We start from the raw sequence: 18,466 nt of genomic DNA, 5'->3' as shown, positions 1-18,466 counted from the left end.
GATATTACCCAAATTGAATGTGAGGCCCAGACCGACGCGCGCCGCCAAGCGGGCGCATCACAACAGGGCGCTTATAGAAGGAGAACACTATGGACTTGAACAAGTTCACTGAGCGGGCACGGGGTTTCGTGCAGGCGGCGCAGACCATTGCGCTGCGCGAAGGGCACCAGCGGCTGGAGCCCACACATATACTCAAGGCATTGATGGATGACGATCAGGGGCTGGCTAGCAACCTGATCACCCGCGCGGGCGGCGCGCCCAACCGCGTGGTCGAGGCGCTGGATGCCGCCATGGGCAAGATCCCGAAAGTCAGCGGCGATGCCAGCCAGATCTACATGGACGGCCAGACCGCCAAGGTTCTGGACGAGGCCACCAAGATTGCCACCAAGGCGGGCGACAGCTTTGTGCCGGTCGAACGGGTGCTGATGGCGCTGTGCATGGTGAAATCCAAAGCCAAGGACGCTCTGGAGGCCGGGGCAGTATCCGCGCAGAAACTGAACGAAGCGATCAACGATATCCGCAAGGGCCGTACCGCTGACACCGCGTCGGCGGAGGAAGGCTATGACGCGCTCAAGAAATACGCGCGGGACCTGACCGAGGCTGCGGCTGAAGGTAAGATCGACCCGATCATCGGACGGGACGAAGAAATCCGCCGCTCGATGCAGGTTCTGTCGCGTCGCACCAAGAACAACCCGGTTCTGATCGGGGAACCCGGCGTTGGTAAAACCGCGATTGCCGAGGGTATGGCCCTGCGGATCATTAACGGTGACGTGCCGGAATCGCTGAGAGACAAGAAGCTGCTCGCGCTCGACATGGGTGCGCTGATCGCTGGCGCGAAATACCGCGGTGAGTTCGAGGAACGCCTCAAGGCCGTTCTGACCGAAGTGACCGAGGCCGCCGGTGAGATCATACTTTTCATCGATGAGATGCACACGCTGGTCGGTGCCGGTAAATCCGACGGCGCGATGGATGCCGCCAACCTGATCAAACCCGCGCTTGCCCGGGGTGAGTTGCATTGTATCGGCGCGACCACGCTGGATGAGTATCGCAAATACGTGGAAAAAGACGCGGCCCTCGCGCGCCGGTTCCAGCCCGTTGTCGTGGCTGAGCCTACGGTCGAGGACACGATCAGCATCCTGCGCGGCATCAAGGAAAAATACGAGTTGCACCACGGTGTGCGCATCTCGGATTCGGCGCTGGTCTCGGCGGCGACGCTGTCGCACCGCTATATCACCGACCGCTTCCTGCCCGACAAAGCCATCGATTTGGTCGACGAAGCCGCGTCGCGTTTGCGGATGGAAGTGGACTCCAAGCCCGAGGAACTCGATCAATTGGACCGCCAGATCCTGCAGATGCAGATCGAGGAAGAAGCGCTGAAGCTGGAAGATGATGCGGCCTCGAAGGATCGTCTGGAAACCTTGCAAAAGGATCTGGCCGACCTGCAAGAGCAATCCGCCGAGATGACCGCCCAGTGGCAGGCCGAACGCGACAAGCTGGCCGGTGCGCGTGATCTGAAAGAACAGCTCGACAAGGCGCGTGCCGATCTGGAGATCGCCAAGCGTGAAGGCAACCTCGCGAAAGCAGGTGAGCTGTCTTACGGCGTCATCCCCGAGCTTGAGAAAAAGCTGACCGAAGCCGAAAACGCCGAAAGCAACGCCATGATGGCCGAGGAAACGGTGCGTCCGGAGCAGATCGCCTCCGTGGTCGAACGCTGGACCGGTATCCCGACCTCGAAAATGCTGGAAGGTGAGCGCGAGAAACTGCTGCGGATGGAAGACGATCTGCATTCCCGCGTGATCGGTCAGGATGCAGCAGTGACCGCCGTCGCCAACGCCGTGCGCCGTGCCCGCGCAGGTCTCAACGATGAGAACCGCCCGCTGGGATCGTTCCTGTTCCTCGGGCCCACCGGCGTGGGGAAAACTGAGCTGACCAAGGCCGTGGCGAACTTCCTGTTCGACGACGACAACGCTATGGTGCGCATCGATATGTCTGAGTTCATGGAGAAACACGCGGTCGCCCGCCTGATCGGGGCCCCTCCGGGCTATGTCGGCTATGACGAAGGCGGTGTGCTGACCGAAGCCGTGCGGCGCAGACCCTATCAGGTCGTGCTGTTTGACGAGGTTGAAAAGGCGCACCCGGATGTGTTCAACGTGCTGCTGCAGGTTCTCGACGATGGCGTTCTGACCGACGGTCAGGGCCGCACCGTGGACTTCAAACAGACGCTGATCATCCTGACGTCGAACCTCGGCTCTCAGGCGCTCAGCCAACTGCCCGAAGGCGCGGACAGCGCGCAGGCGCGGCGGGACGTGATGGATGCGGTCCGGGCCCATTTCCGGCCCGAATTCCTGAACCGTCTGGACGAAACCATCATCTTCGACCGGCTCAAGCGGGCCGATATGGATGGCATCGTCGATATCCAGATGGCGCGTCTGCAAAAACGTCTGGCCGCCCGCAAGATCGAACTGGCTTTGGATGATGGTGCCAAGGAGTGGCTGGCCAACGAAGGCTATGACCCGGTCTTCGGTGCCCGTCCGCTGAAACGCGTAATCCAGCGCGCGCTGCAGAACCCTCTGGCCGAGGCGCTGCTGGGGGGTGAGATCAAGGATGGCGAGACCGTTCCCGTCACCGCCGGGGCCGAAGGCCTGATCATCGGCGACCGGCTGGGCACGTCCGACCGCCCCCGCCCGGACGATGCGGTGGTGCACTAACACGCAAGCCTGAATAAGACCCGCCAACCCGGCGGGTCTTTGTTTTCCAGCAGGCGGGTCGGGCCGGGCTTCTCATAAACTCTATCTCCAATCTGCGCGAATTTGGAGCTCGGCCAACTGATGGTCAGAATATTCCCGAGAAACAGTCTCTGTAATACGTAGGCGATACCGCGTCCCCGGCGTTCAGTCGGGCGACGTGGCTACGGCCCATAGAGTAGCTACCGCCCATGGAAACGTTCCTTGGGGCAGAGAGGCGATGAACCAGCGTTAAGAGCCATTTGCCATGCCCCAAACGCATAGCGGCCAGACCGAAACCCGTATTGTTAGCGTTACCACGAAGGTCTATCTGAACCCTGTCCCAAGAAGGAACACAATGGAAATGCCGGGGAATGCGCTCTGGCACAGAAAGGATCAAAGATATGGCACATACAGCTACACTGACACATAGTGGTCTCTCTCTCGGCGAACGGTTTGCAAACCTTGTTGCGCGGATCAAAGAGGCCAACGCTCTGCGGGCGCAATACAGCCACACCTATGCCGAACTGCAGAGCCTGAACGACCGCGAACTCAACGATATCGGTGTCCGCCGCTGCGACATCGCCGACATCGCGCGCGTGCATGTCTACGGCTCGTAAGACAAACCCGTTTGACTGGTGAGAAAAGAGGCGCCCCCGGGGCGTCTCTTTTGCGTTGCAGGGCAGGGGTCGGGCGCGCTGGCCAGACAAAACTTGCAACTGCGGCCGGAACGCTGTATCGCGCTCCGGTGGCATCGCGCCACGAGAATCAAAACCAAGAAATGCCGTGTCTGACCCATCACGCTTCGGGGTCATTTCCGGCGAAGGAGAAGCGACATGAAACTGAATGAACTGCGCGACAATCCCGGCGCTGCACCGAAACGGACCCGCGTTGGCCGTGGTCCCGGCTCGGGCAAGGGTAAAATGGGTGGCCGTGGTATCAAAGGCCAGAAATCCCGTTCGGGTGTGGCCATCAACGGTTACGAAGGCGGCCAGATGCCGCTGTACCAACGTCTGCCCAAGCGTGGCTTCAACAAGCCGAACCGCAAGGCGTTTGCCGTTATCAACCTGGGCCTGATCCAGAAATTCGTCGACGCCGGCAAGCTGGACGCCAAAGCTGCGATCACCGAGGATGCACTGGTTGCCTCCGGTCTGGTGCGTCGCAAGCTGGACGGTGTCCGCGTGCTGGCCAAGGGCGAAATCAGCGCCAAAGTGAACCTGGAAGTGACCGGTGCTTCGAAAGCTGCTGTTGAGGCAGTCGAAAAAGCGGGCGGTTCGCTGACGGTCACAAAAGCTGCTGCGGCAGAGTAAGCGCTTGTGAGCGGGCTCCGACCCGCTTACATAGACCTCAGAGTTTTCCAAGACGCCGCCCGAGCCGGAAAACGGTTCCGGGCGGTGTTTGCATAAGAGAGACCGATTTATGGTATCAGCAGCAGAACAAATGGCAGCCAACACAAGCTGGGCTGCCCTTGGTAAAGCCACCGATCTGCGCAACCGCATCCTGTTCACGCTGGCCTTGCTGATCGTCTATCGTCTGGGCACCTTCATTCCGGTGCCGGGCATTGACGGGCAGGCCCTGCGTGAGTTCATGGAACAAGCGGGGCAGGGCATCGGCGGCATGGTGTCGATGTTCACCGGCGGGGCGCTGGGGCGGATGGGTATCTTTGCCCTTGGTATCATGCCCTACATCTCGGCCTCGATCATCGTGCAGCTGCTGACCTCGATGGTTCCCGCGCTCGAACAGCTCAAGAAAGAGGGTGAGCAGGGGCGCAAGAAGATCAACCAATACACCCGTTTCGGCACCGTGGCCTTGGCCACCGTACAGGCCTATGGTCTGGCCGTTTCGCTGGAATCGGGCGATCTGGCCACCGATCCGGGCCTGTTCTTCCGTATGTCGACCATGATCACGTTGGTCGGCGGCACCATGTTCCTGATGTGGCTGGGTGAACAGATCACCGCGCGCGGCATCGGCAACGGTATCTCTCTGATCATCTTCGTAGGCATCATCGCCGAGGTTCCGGCCGCGCTGGCGCAGTTCTTCGCAAGCGGCCGCAGCGGTGCGATCAGCCCCGCCGTGATCGTAGGTGTGATCATCATGGTCATCGCCGTGATCACCTTCGTGGTGTTCATGGAACGGGCCTTGCGCAAGATCCATATCCAGTACCCGCGCCGTCAGGCCGGGATGAAAGTCTACGAAGGCGGCTCCAGCCACCTGCCGGTCAAGGTCAACCCCGCGGGCGTTATCCCGGCGATCTTTGCCAGCTCGCTACTGCTGCTGCCGGTGACGATCTCGACCTTTTCGTCGGGGGCGACCAACGGCCCGATCATGTCGTGGCTGCTGGCCAATTTTGGCCCCGGACAGCCGCTGTACCTGCTGTTCTTCGCCTCGATGATCGTGTTCTTCGCCTATTTCTACACGTTCAACGTGTCGTTCAAACCGGACGATGTGGCGGACAACCTGAAAAAGCAGAACGGTTTTGTACCGGGCATCCGCCCCGGCAAGAAAACCGCCGAGTATCTGGAATACGTGGTCAACCGCGTGCTGGTTCTGGGCTCGGCCTATCTGGCCGCCGTCTGCCTGCTGCCGGAAATTCTGCGGGGCCAGTTTGCCATCCCGTTCTATTTCGGCGGCACGTCGGTGCTGATTATCGTCTCGGTGACCATGGACACGATCCAACAGGTCCAGAGCCATCTGCTGGCGCATCAATATGAGGGGCTGATCGAAAAGTCCCAGCTGCGCGGCAAAAGCAAGAAACGCGGCAGAAAGGCACCGACCCGTCGATGAACATCATTCTTCTCGGCCCCCCGGGGGCAGGCAAAGGTACGCAGGCGCGGCATCTGGTTGACACCCGCGGTATGGTGCAGCTCAGCACCGGAGACATGCTGCGCGCCGCCAAGACCAGCGGCACCGAGATGGGCAACCGCGTGGCCGAGGTGATGGCAAAGGGTCAACTGGTCACGGATGAAATCGTGATCGGCCTGATCGAAGAGAAGCTGACCTCGGAAACCGGCGCGGGCTTCATCTTTGACGGTTTCCCCCGCACGCTGGCACAGGCCGATGCGCTGGCCGCCCTGCTGACCAAGCTGGGCCAGTCCCTGCATACGGTGATCGAGATGCGGGTGGATGACGACGCACTGGTCGACCGGATCACCGCGCGGTCGACCTGCGGCGGCTGTGGTGAGGTCTATAACGACAACACCAAGCCGATCCCGGCCGACGGCAAATGCACCAATTGCGGCAAGGAAAACGACTTCACCCGTCGCGCCGATGACAACGAAGACAGCCTGCGCACGCGGCTGATGGAATACTACAAGAAGACCTCTCCGCTGATTGGCTATTACTACGCCAAAGGTGATCTGCGCCCCGTCAACGGGCTGGCGGATATCAAAGAGGTCACGGCGTCGATTGAGGCTGTGCTGGGTTGAACGAAAGCGCTAAAGTTGCCGTGCCGGAGCGACTTTCTGAATCATGCAAACGGTACGGCGATCTCCTACGGTCCGAGCGGCGAACTTGCATAACTGTTCTGGTGGTGGGCTTTCTTGTGTGCTTCCCAACAGCAGCACTCTTATTTGAGTGGTTTGCAGCTCCGCATTCTTTTAGCGATTTTTCGTTTGCGTCATTGAGCTATTGGGGAGCATACCTCGTTATCTTCTTGTTACTTGTCCGAGTTATCTGGAAACCCATCGAAGAAAAGAAGCGGGAAATCGAAGCCGAGTTTTCACAATATGGGCTACGGATTTTTCAGGTCAAAGGCACCAAGTTCGACATTGCAGAACTCGAAGACGAGTGAAGCGATCAATTGTCCTTGACGCCAGCGCCAAAAGCCCATATCGACCCCCATCCCTAAAGGGAATCAAGACCGCGTGCGGGATTCGTCCCAACCGCCCCGACCACCTCGAATAATGCTGGACCCTCTGGCCACACTGCCACGGTCAAGCGTTGTGAAAAAAGGTTCTGGAGTTACGGAACCGCAACGAAAAGGAAAGTGACACGTGGCACGTATTGCCGGCGTAAACATCCCGACTGCAAAGCGGGTACCAATCGCCCTCACATATATCACCGGTATCGGCAACACCTCGGCCAAAGCGATCTGCGAAGCCGTGGGCATTGAAGCGACCCGTCGCGTCAACGAACTGTCCGACGCCGAAGTTCTGAAGATCCGGGAATTCATCGACGAAAACTTCACCGTCGAAGGTGATCTGCGTCGTGAAGTTCAGATGAACGTCAAGCGCCTGATGGACCTGGGCTGCTATCGCGGTCTGCGCCACCGCCGCAACCTGCCGGTTCGCGGTCAGCGTACCCACACCAATGCTCGTACCCGCAAAGGCCCCGCAAAGGCCATTGCCGGTAAGAAGAAATAAGAGGGGGTCTGACCGATGGCACGCGACAAGACTCGCATCAAGCGCAAAGAGCGTAAGAACATCGCATCGGGCGTTGCCCATGTGAACTCGACCTTCAACAACACCAAGATCCTGATCTCGGACGTACAGGGCAACGCCATCTCGTGGTCGTCTGCCGGTACCATGGGCTTCAAAGGGTCGCGGAAATCGACGCCTTATGCGGCTCAGATGGCTGCAGAAGACGCAGGCAAGAAGGCGCAGGAACATGGCGTCAAGACGCTGGAAGTCGAAGTTCAGGGCCCCGGTTCGGGCCGTGAATCGGCTCTGCGTGCGCTGGCTGCCGTGGGCTTCAACATCACGTCGATCCGCGACGTGACACCGATCGCTCACAACGGCTGCCGCCCGCCGAAGCGCCGCCGCGTCTAAGCGATTTCGAATTTGGCTGGGGCTGTGTTTTTGCACGGCCCCAGCACGTCATTTTGAACCTCGGGCGTCTGCACCTTGTTGGTCATGGGGCGCGGACAGGAATGGAGGGATTACATGATCCACAAGAATTGGGCAGAATTGATCAAGCCGACCCAACTGGACGGCAAGCCGGGCAACGACCCTGCGCGTCAGGCAACTCTGGTCGCTGAACCGCTGGAGCGTGGCTTTGGTCTGACCCTGGGCAACGCGCTGCGCCGTGTGCTGATGAGCTCGCTGCAAGGCGCGGCCATCACCAGCGTTCAAATCGACAACGTCCTGCACGAGTTCTCCTCGGTCGCTGGCGTGCGTGAAGACGTCACCGACATCATCCTGAACCTCAAAGGCGTGTCCCTGCGCATGGAAGTCGAGGGCCCCAAGCGCCTGTCGATCAATGCCAAGGGTCCGGCGGTTGTCACCGCTGGCGACATCAGCGAAAGCGCCGGTATCGAGGTTCTGAACCGCGATCACGTCATCTGCCACCTGGACGATGGCGCCGACCTGTTCATGGAACTGACCGTCAACACCGGCAAGGGTTACGTCTCGGCTGAGAAGAACAAGCCCGAGGATGCGCCCATCGGCCTGATCCCGATCGACGCGATCTATTCGCCGGTCAAAAAGGTTGCCTATGACGTTCAGCCGACCCGTGAAGGTCAGGTTCTGGACTATGACAAGCTGACCCTGAAAATCGACACCGACGGTTCGATCACTCCGGAAGACGCGTTGGCTTTTGCCGCGCGTATCCTGCAGGATCAGCTGTCGATCTTCGTCAACTTCGACGAACCGGAATCGGCTGGCCGCCAGGACGAAGACGATGGTCTGGAGTTCAACCCGCTGCTGCTCAAGAAAGTCGACGAGCTGGAGTTGTCGGTCCGTTCGGCAAACTGCCTGAAGAACGACAACATCGTTTACATCGGCGATCTGATCCAGAAGACCGAAGCCGAGATGCTGCGCACCCCGAACTTCGGCCGCAAGTCGCTGAACGAGATCAAGGAAGTGCTGTCCGGTATGGGTCTGCACCTCGGCATGGATGTCGAGGACTGGCCGCCCGACAACATCGAAGATCTGGCGAAGAAATTCGAAGACGCCTTTTAAGCCGATGCCGGGCTGAAGCCCGGCCTACGGTTTGTACAAAACGAACGCTCCGCCCTGTGCGGGGCGTACAAAACGAAAGATCCGGGCAATCCCGCCCCAAGGAGAGCCGGTGACACGCATCGCTGGCCAGACAAAGCAAAACGCTAAAGAAGGATTAAGAAAATGCGTCACGCACGTGGTTACCGCCGCCTGAACCGTACTCATGAGCACCGCAAGGCGCTCTTTGCGAACATGGCTGGCTCGCTCATCGAACATGAGCAGATCAAGACAACTCTGCCCAAGGCAAAAGAACTGCGCCCGATCATCGAAAAGCTGGTCACTCTGGGCAAGCGCGGCGACCTGCACGCCCGCCGTCAGGCCGCAGCACAGCTGAAAGAAGACAAAGACGTCGCCAAGCTGTTCGAAGTTCTGGGCCCCCGCTACGCCGAGCGTCAGGGCGGCTATGTCCGCATCCTGAAAGCTGGCTTCCGCTATGGCGACATGGCCCCGATGGCGATCATCGAATTCGTTGATCGTGACGTCGACGCCAAAGGCGCAGCCGACAAGGCGCGCGTTGCTGCCGAAGAGGCCGCAGAAGAATAAGATCAGGGACTGTGCTGATCAGGAACCTCCGTTCGGGCAACCGGGCGGAGGTTTTTCTTTTGGTGCATCGCTTGCTTGCAATCATGGCCCGTGGTCAGCATATCTTGGCTGACCCAAAAACCGGAGCTTCCATGATCCGTACCCTAATACCATTGGCGCTTTTGACGCTTGCCACCACCGGTCACGCCGAAACTAAGGTGCCGCAATCTCAGGCCGAAATCAGCCTCGGCTTTGCGCCAGTGGTCAAACAGGCCGCGCCTGCTGTGGTCAATATCTACGCCAAGATTGTGCGCGAGGGGCGGGTCAATCCGCTGTTCTCGGACCCGTTTTTTCAGGACTTCTTTGGCCGCGGGTTCAACGAGCCGCGACAGCGGGTGCAGAACTCGCTGGGATCTGGTGTGATCCTGTCGCGAGATGGCTATGTAGTGTCCAACTACCACGTCGTCGGCACCGCGACCGAGATCCGCGTCGTCACAACAGATCGCCGCGAATATTCGGCGCAGGTGGTGCTGGGGGACAAGGAAAGCGACATTGCGATCCTGCGGCTGGACGATGCCGAGGGCCTGCCCCACCTCACTTTACGCGATTCAGACCATGTTGAAGTAGGCGAACTGGCGCTGGCGATCGGCAACCCGTTCGGCGTAGGCCAGACTGTATCGTCGGGCATCATCTCGGGGCTGGCGCGTACCGGCACAGCGACCGGCAACGCGCGCGGCTATTTCATTCAGACTGACGCGGCGATCAATCCGGGCAACTCGGGCGGGGCGTTGATCGACGTGAATGGTGATCTGATCGGCATCAATACCTCGATCCTGACGCGTTCCGGCGGCTCGAATGGTATCGGTTTTGCCATCCCGGCCAATCTGGTGGCTGAATTCCTGCGGCAGGCGCAGGCGGGCAATGACAGTTTCGTAAGCCCTTGGGCAGGTATCGCGGGTCAGCATATGAGCGCGGATATCGCCGAGTCTCTGGGTCTGACTTTTCCCATGGGCGTCGTGATCTCGGACATCCATCCGCTCAGCCCTTTGGGCGAGGCCGGGTTGCGGGTTGGGGATGTTGTGACCCATGTGGATGGGGATGAGGTGAACTCACCCGCCGAGATGAAATTCCGCATGTCCGTGGCGGGTGTGGGCGGCACCTCGGTCCTCACGCTCCTGCGTGGGGATCAGAGCGATGATATTAGCGTTGCGCTGGTCAGGGCTCCGGAAACACCTGCAGCGGACGAGACCACTCTGGACGACAACACGGTGATGCCCGGCCTGACCGTCTCGCGCATCAACCCGGCGGTGATCACACGGCTGCGGCTGCCCCTGTCGGTGACCGGTGTCGTGGTTGTCGATGCAGCCCGGTATGGCGGGCGTTCGGGCCTGCGGGCGGGCGACGTGATCACCACCATCAACGGGGCCGAGATCGTCGAGCCCTCCGACGTGACCAAGGCGCTGACCGACCCCGGCCGCCGTCTGCAGTTTGAGATTCAGCGCGGCGGGCGGTCTGTGTCGCTGCGGTTCCGGTTGTGATCTGTGTCTGATCTGTTTGATACCGGCGGGGCCGAGCCTGCCGCCGCGCCCCACCGCCCGCTGGCGGACCGGCTGCGCCCGCAATCGCTGGCCGAGGTGATCGGGCAGGAACAGGTTCTGGGCCCGGACGCACCGTTGGGCGTCATGCTGGCCTCGGGCAGCCTGTCCAGCCTGATTTTCTGGGGCCCGCCGGGGGTTGGCAAGACGACGATCGCGCGCCTGCTGGCACAGGAAACGGACCTGCATTTCGTGCAGATCAGCGCTATTTTCACTGGTGTGCCCGATCTGAAGAAAGTGTTCGAGGCGGCGAAGATCCGGCGCCAGAACGGGCAGGGAACGTTGCTGTTCGTCGACGAAATCCACCGGTTCAACAAAGCGCAGCAGGACGGGTTCCTGCCGCATATGGAGGATGGCACGATCCTTCTGGTCGGGGCCACGACCGAGAATCCTTCGTTCGAATTGAATGCCGCTGTGCTCAGCCGGGCGCAGGTGCTGGTGCTGGAGCGGCTCAGCCTTGCTGATCTGGAACGGCTGACCCAACGCGCCGAGAAAGAGCTGGGTCGTGCCCTGCCGCTGACCCCGGCGGCGCGGGATGCGCTGCATGAGATGGCGGATGGCGATGGGCGGGCGCTGCTGAACCTGATCGAACAGGCGGCGGCGTGGAAGACCGAAAAGGCGCTGACGCCCGAGGCGCTGTCGACCCGCCTGATGCGCCGGGCCTCGAAATACGACAAGTCGGGTGACGAGCACTACAACCTGATCTCGGCCCTGCACAAATCGGTGCGTGGCTCGGACCCGGACGCGGCGCTGTATTGGTTCGCGCGCATGTTGACCGGCGGGGAAGACCCGCGCTTTCTGGCCCGCCGCCTGACCCGCATGGCGGTCGAGGATGTGGGGCTGGCTGATCCGCAGGCACAGGCAATCTGCTTGCAGGGGTGGGAAACCTATGAACGGCTGGGCTCACCCGAGGGTGAGTTGGCGCTGGCGCAGGCGGTGGTGTATCTGGCGCTGGCTCCGAAGTCCAACGGAGCCTATGTGGGCTATAAGGCTGCGATGGCGTTGGCCAGGAAATCGGGCAGCGAACCGCCACCCAAGCATATTCTGAACGCGCCGACCTCGCTGATGAAGGATCAGGGATATGGCAGCGGCTATGCCTATGATCACGACGCAGAGGACGGGTTTTCGGGTCAGAACTATTTCCCCGACGACATGGAGAGACCGGCACTCTATCAGCCTGTCGAGCGCGGGTTCGAGCGCGAGCTGAAAAAGCGGCTGGAGTATTTCGCGAAACTTCGGACGCAACGCAACGCGCGCTAGGGTTGGCTTGACTCTGCGCGCGATGCGCGCGACAGACGCGTGTTTTCGGGGCCGGATATCAGGCAAAGGGCAAGGACATGAGCGGCGTACAGATGATCATCGTGGCAGAGGGCGATGGCGACCAGCGGCTGGATCGCTGGCTGCGCCGCCTGTTCCCGCATGTCAGCCAGGGCCGTATCGAGAAGATGTGCCGCAAGGGCGAGCTGCGGGTCGACGGCGGACGGGTCAAGGCCTCGACCCGGTTGGAGGTCGGGCAATCCGTACGCGTGCCGCCGCTGCCTGATGCGGATCACAAACCGGTTGAGGTGAAGCATCGCGTTTCGGATGCGGATGCGAAGATGATCCAGTCCTGCGTGATCTATCGCGACGACCATATTCTGGCGCTGAACAAACCCCATGGCCTGCCGGTGCAGGGCGGCAGCGGCCAGACCCGCCATGTGGACAGCCTGTCCGAGGCGCTGCGCTTTGGCTATGACGAGAACCCGCGCCTTGTGCACCGGCTGGACAAGGATACCTCGGGCGTGCTGCTGATGGCGCGCACGCGCGAGGCGGCCAAGGGCCTGACCGCTGCATTCCGCCACCGCAACACGCGCAAGATCTACTGGGCGCTGGTGGCCGGTGTGCCGACGCCCTATCTGGGCGAGATCAAGACCGGGCTGGTCAAAGCCCACGGTCATGGCAAGCAGGGGGAAGGCGAGAAGATGATCGCCATCCATTCCAGCGAAGTGAATGACACGCCCGGCGCAAAGCGGGCGCATACGCTTTATGCAACGCTTTATCGTGTGGCAGGTCGGGCCGCCTGGATCGCGATGGAGCCAGTCACGGGCCGGACCCATCAGTTGCGCGCGCATATGGCGGCCATCGGGCATCCGATCATCGGCGATGGCAAATATGGCGGGTCGGGTCAGGAAAACCTCGGCGATGGCTGGGGCGCGCAGCTGGGCGGCGTGATCAGCAAAAAGCTGCACCTGCACGCGCGGCGTCTGTCCTTTGAACATCCGATGACGCGGAAGCCCGTGGCGATCGAGGCCCCGCTGCCGGAGCATATGAAGCACAGCTGGGATACGCTGGGCTGGACTGAAGACCTTGCCGCTGATGATCCGTTCGAGGAGCTGCGATGAGCACGCCCCTGCGGCTGGTTCTGTTTGACGTGGATGGCACTCTGGTCGACAGTGAGGGGGCGATCGTTTCGGCCATGACCGCCTGTTTTGAGGCGCTGTCGCTGCCAGTGCCGGACCGTGCGGCGATCCTGTCGATTGTAGGTTTGTCGCTGCCACATGCGATGGCGCGCCTTGCGCCGGACCAGCCCGACAAGGTGCAGGGCCATCTGGTCGAGGGATACAAACAGGCCTATCACGCGCAGCGTCTGGAACAGGGCGCGGCCAGCTCGCCGCTTTATCCCGGCGCGCGCGCGGTGATCGAGGCGTTGCATGGGCAGGACGAGGTTCTGCTGGGCGTGGCCACGGGCAAATCCCAGCGCGGGTTGGATGCGCTGCTCGAGGCGCATGGGCTTGAGCGCTATTTTGTCACCCGGCAGGTGGCGGATCACCATCCGTCGAAACCGCACCCGTCGATGATCGAAACGGCATTGGCGGAAACCGGAGTATCGCCCCGGCACGCGGCGATGATCGGCGACACCAGTTTCGATATGGAGATGGCCGCCGCCGCGCAGGTCGCCGGGATCGGCGTCAGCTGGGGCTATCACGACCGGCCCGCCTTGCGCGCCGCGCGCATGGTGATCGACGAGTTTGAACATTTGCCAGACGCACTGGCCAAGATCTGGGACAACTAAGATGAGCGACTGGAAACCCAAACGCTTCTGGACCGACAGCACGGTCGTGGAGACCGAAGGCGGCCATACGGTCGAACTGGATGGCCGCCGGGTGAAAACGCCGGCCAAGACCGCTCTGATCCTGCCCACCCGCGCCATGGCCGAGGCCGTGGCCGCCGAATGGGATGCTCAAGAGACCGAGGTTGACCCGACCACGATGCCCTTCACCCGTTCAGCCAATGCAGCGCTGGATAAGGTGCAGCTTCAGCATGGCGAAGTGGCCGACATGCTGGCGGATTATGGCGATTCGGATTTACTGTGCTATCGCGCCACCCATCCCGAGACTTTGCAGGCGCGGCAGGCCGAGGCCTGGGACCCGGCGCTTGACTGGGCCGCCGAGGCGCTGGGCGCGCGGCTGATCCCCCGGGCCGGGGTGGTGCACCAGCCGCAGGATGCCAAGGCACTTGATGCTTTGCGGGCGCAGGTTCATGCTCTCACCCCGTTCCAGATGGCGGCGTTTCATGATCTGGTCAGCCTGTCCGGCTCATTGATCCTGGGGTTTGCGGCGGCACAGGATTGGCGCGAAGCCAGCGAAATCTGGCGCATATCCCGGCTGGACGAGCTTTGGCAGATCGAACAATGGGGCGCCGACGACGAAGCCGAGGCCGCCGCCCGCACCAAAGAAGAGGCCTTTTTGCACGCTAAGCGCTTCTTTGATCTCTCTAACTGAGACCAGATAGGCCGGGTTCGCAATCCCTGCAGCACTTTCCTGCGCCCTGACCTATCGTTTTCCCTGATCCGGCCCTTGACGTTTGTTGATGAATACGCCCAAACTCGGGCCACTAAAGGGGAGACACCTTTTGGGTAACCTTTCTGGCGCGCAGGTGCCGGATCGAACCGTCCCTGCAAGGGATGGAAAATCAGGAAGAGGTAAAAATGAAAAAATCCGTAATCTTGGGCGTGGCAACGATTGCCGGCCTGGCTGCTGGCGCAGCTGCGGCGGGAACTGTTGACGATGTCAAAGCACGCGGCAAGCTGAACTGCGGTGTGACCACCGGTCTGGTCGGCTTCGCTGCACCCGACGCAAATGGCGAATGGCAGGGCTTTGATGTCTCGCTGTGCCGTGCTGTTGCTGCCGCCGTTCTGGGCGACGCAAGCGCCGTCGAATTTGTTCCGACCACCGGTAAAACCCGCTTTACCGCGCTGGCCTCCGGCGAAATCGACATGCTGGCCCGCAACACCACCTGGACCTTCAGCCGCGACGTTGACCTGAAGTTCGAATTCACCGGTGTGAACTACTATGACGGTCAGGGCTTCATGGTTCCCAAGGCGCTGGGCGTCAGCTCGGCCAAGGAACTGGACGGTGCAACCGTCTGCATCCAGACCGGCACCACCACCGAGCTGAACCTGGCGGATTTCTTCCGCATCAACAACATCAGCTACGAGCCGGTCCCGGTTGAAACCAACGCCGAATCGCAGCAGCAGTATCTGGCTGGCGCATGCGACGTCTACACGACCGACGCATCCGGTCTGGCGGCGACCCGGGCGGCGTTTGAGAACCCGAATGATCACGTCCTGCTGCCCGAAATCATCTCGAAAGAGCCGCTGGGCCCGCTGGTCCGTCACGGCGATCACGAGTGGGGCGACGTTGTTCGCTGGACGCTGAACGCGCTGATCTCGTCCGAAGAACTGGGTGTGACCTCGGCCAACATCGAAGAGATGGCCGGTGGCACCGACAATCCCGAAGTGAACCGTCTGCTGGGCAGCGAAGGCAATCTGGGTGAGATGCTGGGTCTGGACGCAGACTGGGCCAAGCGCGCCATTGCAGCCGGTGGTAACTATGGCGAGATCTTTGCCAAGAACATCGGCGAGGAAACCCCGATCGGTCTGGCACGCGGTCTGAACGCACAGTGGACCGAAGGCGGCCTGCTGTACGCACCGCCGTTCCGCTAAGAACTTCGGAAAAGGGCGCGGGTCAACCCGCGCCCTTTTTCCATCCATAAGAAACAGTCCTGTCCAGACTGAACAGAGATCAACTCTGTCTGCGAGATACGGGACGACACGGGGATATACATAGGTCATGACGACTCTCACTGACCCGCCGAAGGAGCATTTCCGGCTGTCCATGCTCCTGTACGATACGCGGTACCGATCCGCGACCATTCAGGTCATCGCTCTGATCGGTTTCATGCTTCTGGCAGCCTGGATCATTTCCAACACCATCCAGAACCTGGAAGCGCTGGGCAAACCGGTCGAGTTCGGCTTTTTCGGCGAACCGGCCAGCTATGACATCAACCAGCGCCTGCTGGAATACACGTCGCGCGACAGCCATCTGCGCGCCTCGTTCATCGGTCTGCTGAATACGCTTGTCGTCGCTGTGCTGGGCTGCATCACCGCCACCATCGTCGGCGTTCTGGTCGGCGTTCTGCGCCTGTCGAACAACTGGCTGGTGGCCCGCATCATGACCGTCTATGTCGAGATGTTCCGCAACGTGCCGGTGCTGCTGTGGATCGTGCTGGCCATGGCCATCCTGATCGAAAGCCTGCCCGCGCCAAGGGCCTTCCGTGGGGAAGACCCCGAGGCAACGATGAAGCTGTTTGACACGGTCGCGATCACGAACCGCGGGGTGTATATCCCCGAGTTCCTGTTCTCGCGCAGCCTGGGCGATCTTCATCTGTTCGGTGCCTCCAGCATCCGGTTCAACATCTCGCTGGACCTGATTGCCATCTTGGTGGTGCTTGGCGGCAGCATATTTACGATGCGCAAGGTATCCGCATGGGCCGCAGCACGGCAGGAAGCGACCGGCGACCGCCCGACAATCTGGCACATGCAGCTTGGCATCCTGTTCGTTCCGATGCTCATCCTTCTCGGCATTCTGGGCTTCCATCTTGGATACCCTGAACTGAAGGGCTTCAACTTTCAGGGCGGCACCCATATGCGCAACTCGTTGATTGCGCTGTGGCTGGCGCTGTCGCTCTATACGGCGGCGTTCATCGCCGAGATCGTGCGGGCCGGTATTCTGGCCATCTCCAAAGGCCAGACCGAAGCCGCGTCCGCGCTGGGCCTGCGCCCGGGTCGCACGATGCGTCTGGTGATCCTGCCGCAGGCGCTGCGGGTGATCATTCCGCCGATGATCTCGAACTATCTGAACCTGACCAAGAACTCGTCACTGGCGATCGCGGTTGGATATATGGACATCACGGGGACCCTTGGCGGCATCACCATGAACCAGACCGGCCGCGAGCTGGAATGCGTTCTGCTGCTGATGCTGGTCTACCTGACCATCTCGCTGAGCATTTCGGCGGTGATGAACTGGTACAACAACCGTGTCAAACTGGTGGAGCGGTAATATGAGTGATGTTTCATTTGTCCGCACGGAAATGCTGCCGGAACAGGCCCCACCCGCGTCTGAGGTCGGCGCGCTGGGCTGGATCAAGCACAACCTGTTCTCGAACTGGTTCAACTCAATCCTGACGGTCATATCGCTTTGGGCGATCTGGTACGTCCTGTCGGGGGTTTTGCCTTGGGTCTTCCAATCCGTCTGGAACGCCAACTCTCTGAATGAATGCCGCGAGATCATGACAGCCACCTGGGGCACGACCCATGGCCATGCCTGCTGGGGCGTGATCAACGACCGCTGGCTGCAGCTGCTGTTCGGCTTCTACCCCAGTCATTTGTACTGGCGTCCGATACTGGCGCTGGTTCTGCTGCTGGTCGCGCTGGCGCCGGTTCTCTATTCGGACCGGGTGCCGACCAAGATGCTGATCTTCTCGGCCATCTACCCGTTCCTGATGCCGTTCCTGATGTGGGGTGGCACGATCTGGGGGCCTGTCTCGGCTGCACTTGGTTTTGTGATCGGCTGGGGTGTCTACACCGTCCTGAGCAAGAACCTGAGCGAATTGTTCGGGATGATCGGAGCGGCCGTTGGCGCGCTTGTCTGGTGGCTGCTGCTGTCCAGCTATTTCACCGGGGCAATGGATGCGATCCTGCCCATCGGTATCGAAGCGGTCGAAAGCCGTCAGTTCGGAGGCTTCATGCTGGCGATCCTGCTGGGTGTCGTGGCCATCGGTGTCTCGCTGCCCATCGGCATCGTTCTGGCGCTGGGTCGTCAGTCGGACCTGCTGATCGTCAAATACCTGTGCGTGGGCTTTATCGAGTTCATCCGTGGTGTGCCGCTGATCACGTTGCTGTTCGTGGCCTCGCTGCTTTTGAACCTGTTCCTGCCGCCGGGCACCAATTTTGACATCATCCTGCGGGTGATGATCATGATGACCCTGTTCTCGGCTGCCTATATGGCCGAGGTGATCCGGGGTGGTCTGGCTGCCCTGCCACGGGGTCAGTACGAAGGCGCGGACAGTCTGGGCCTGAACTACTGGCAGGCGCAGCGGCTGATCATCATGCCGCAGGCGCTGAAAATCTCGATCCCGGGCATCGTGAGCACTTTCATCGGTATCTTCAAGGATACGACGCTGGTGTCGATCATCGGGCTGTTCGACGTGATCGGACTGGCATCTGCCATCCGCGCCGACACCGCCTGGAACGGCATCTACTGGGAACTCTTCGCGTTTATCGCGGCGCTGTTCTTCGTCGTCTGCTTCTCCATGTCCCGTTATTCCATGTATCTGGAGCGCAAGCTTCAGACTGGCCACCGTTAAGGAG

The 18,466-nt window shown here is 60.9% G+C and carries 18 protein-coding genes; all 18 read left to right on the top strand.

Annotated elements, in window-relative coordinates; all coding sequences use genetic code 11:
• The first annotated feature begins 89 nt into the window (after positions 1-89).
• The gene (gene clpB, locus ACR1XV_RS14745) at positions 90-2,708 is read left to right on the top strand and encodes an ATP-dependent chaperone ClpB (protein ID WP_480532626.1); all 2,619 of its coding nucleotides are present in this window, start codon (positions 90-92) and stop codon (positions 2,706-2,708) included.
• 419 nt (positions 2,709-3,127) lie between these two features.
• Positions 3,128-3,343, top strand: a complete 216-nt coding sequence (locus tag ACR1XV_RS14740; RefSeq protein WP_480532624.1) for a DUF1127 domain-containing protein — start codon at positions 3,128-3,130, stop codon at positions 3,341-3,343.
• Positions 3,344-3,559: 216 nt separating this feature from the next.
• Positions 3,560-4,033: a 50S ribosomal protein L15 gene (gene rplO / locus ACR1XV_RS14735; RefSeq protein ID WP_480532622.1), complete on the top strand. Its 474-nt coding sequence runs from the start codon at positions 3,560-3,562 to the stop codon at positions 4,031-4,033.
• Positions 4,034-4,142: 109 nt separating this feature from the next.
• Positions 4,143-5,507, top strand: a complete 1,365-nt coding sequence (gene secY / locus ACR1XV_RS14730; protein WP_480532620.1) for a preprotein translocase subunit SecY — start codon at positions 4,143-4,145, stop codon at positions 5,505-5,507.
• Entirely contained in the window at positions 5,504-6,148 is a 645-nt protein-coding gene (locus ACR1XV_RS14725; RefSeq protein WP_480532618.1) for an adenylate kinase, read from the top strand. The genes secY and ACR1XV_RS14725 overlap by 4 nt, the downstream gene beginning before the upstream one ends.
• Positions 6,145-6,513 (top strand): hypothetical protein, encoded by a 369-nt coding sequence (locus tag ACR1XV_RS14720; RefSeq protein ID WP_480532616.1) that lies wholly within the window; start codon positions 6,145-6,147, stop codon positions 6,511-6,513. Before ACR1XV_RS14725 ends, ACR1XV_RS14720 begins: the two co-directional genes overlap by 4 nt.
• Before the next feature lie 202 nt (positions 6,514-6,715).
• Positions 6,716-7,084: a 30S ribosomal protein S13 gene (rpsM, locus tag ACR1XV_RS14715; protein WP_170377641.1), complete on the top strand. Its 369-nt coding sequence runs from the start codon at positions 6,716-6,718 to the stop codon at positions 7,082-7,084.
• Between the two features lie 15 nt (positions 7,085-7,099).
• On the top strand, positions 7,100-7,489 hold the full coding sequence (gene rpsK, locus ACR1XV_RS14710; RefSeq protein WP_170462414.1) for a 30S ribosomal protein S11: 390 nt from the start codon (positions 7,100-7,102) through the stop codon (positions 7,487-7,489).
• A 114-nt stretch (positions 7,490-7,603) separates the two neighbouring features.
• On the top strand, positions 7,604-8,620 hold the full coding sequence (locus ACR1XV_RS14705) for a DNA-directed RNA polymerase subunit alpha (protein ID WP_010437127.1): 1,017 nt from the start codon (positions 7,604-7,606) through the stop codon (positions 8,618-8,620).
• A 162-nt stretch (positions 8,621-8,782) separates the two neighbouring features.
• Positions 8,783-9,202 carry a 50S ribosomal protein L17 gene (gene rplQ / locus ACR1XV_RS14700; protein WP_170334079.1) on the top strand — a complete coding sequence of 140 codons (420 nt, stop codon included), beginning with the start codon at positions 8,783-8,785 and terminating at the stop codon, positions 9,200-9,202.
• Positions 9,203-9,333: 131 nt separating this feature from the next.
• Positions 9,334-10,719: a trypsin-like peptidase domain-containing protein gene (locus ACR1XV_RS14695; RefSeq protein WP_480532614.1), complete on the top strand. Its 1,386-nt coding sequence runs from the start codon at positions 9,334-9,336 to the stop codon at positions 10,717-10,719.
• Positions 10,720-10,722: 3 nt separating this feature from the next.
• Positions 10,723-12,036, top strand: coding sequence for a replication-associated recombination protein A (locus tag ACR1XV_RS14690; RefSeq protein WP_480532612.1), 1,314 nt, complete (start codon positions 10,723-10,725; stop codon positions 12,034-12,036).
• A 77-nt stretch (positions 12,037-12,113) separates the two neighbouring features.
• Positions 12,114-13,157, top strand: a complete 1,044-nt coding sequence (locus ACR1XV_RS14685; protein ID WP_480532610.1) for an RluA family pseudouridine synthase — start codon at positions 12,114-12,116, stop codon at positions 13,155-13,157.
• Positions 13,154-13,828, top strand: coding sequence for an HAD-IA family hydrolase (locus tag ACR1XV_RS14680; protein ID WP_480532608.1), 675 nt, complete (start codon positions 13,154-13,156; stop codon positions 13,826-13,828). The genes ACR1XV_RS14685 and ACR1XV_RS14680 overlap by 4 nt, the downstream gene beginning before the upstream one ends.
• Position 13,829: 1 nt before the next feature.
• A complete protein-coding gene (locus ACR1XV_RS14675; RefSeq protein WP_480532606.1) occupies positions 13,830-14,537 on the top strand; it encodes an ATP12 family chaperone protein in 708 nt (235 codons plus the stop codon).
• 206 nt (positions 14,538-14,743) lie between these two features.
• The gene (locus tag ACR1XV_RS14670; protein ID WP_480532604.1) at positions 14,744-15,760 is read left to right on the top strand and encodes an amino acid ABC transporter substrate-binding protein; all 1,017 of its coding nucleotides are present in this window, start codon (positions 14,744-14,746) and stop codon (positions 15,758-15,760) included.
• A 127-nt stretch (positions 15,761-15,887) separates the two neighbouring features.
• Positions 15,888-17,156 (top strand): amino acid ABC transporter permease, encoded by a 1,269-nt coding sequence (locus ACR1XV_RS14665; RefSeq protein WP_480532602.1) that lies wholly within the window; start codon positions 15,888-15,890, stop codon positions 17,154-17,156.
• Between the two features lies 1 nt (position 17,157).
• Complete coding sequence (locus tag ACR1XV_RS14660; protein WP_480532600.1) at positions 17,158-18,462, top strand: amino acid ABC transporter permease; 1,305 nt, start codon at positions 17,158-17,160, stop codon at positions 18,460-18,462.
• Positions 18,463-18,466 lie beyond the last annotated feature (4 nt).

The sequence above is a fragment of the Ruegeria sp. AD2(2025) genome (assembly GCF_056542385.1).
This window is presented reverse-complemented; position numbering and strand designations above follow the sequence as displayed.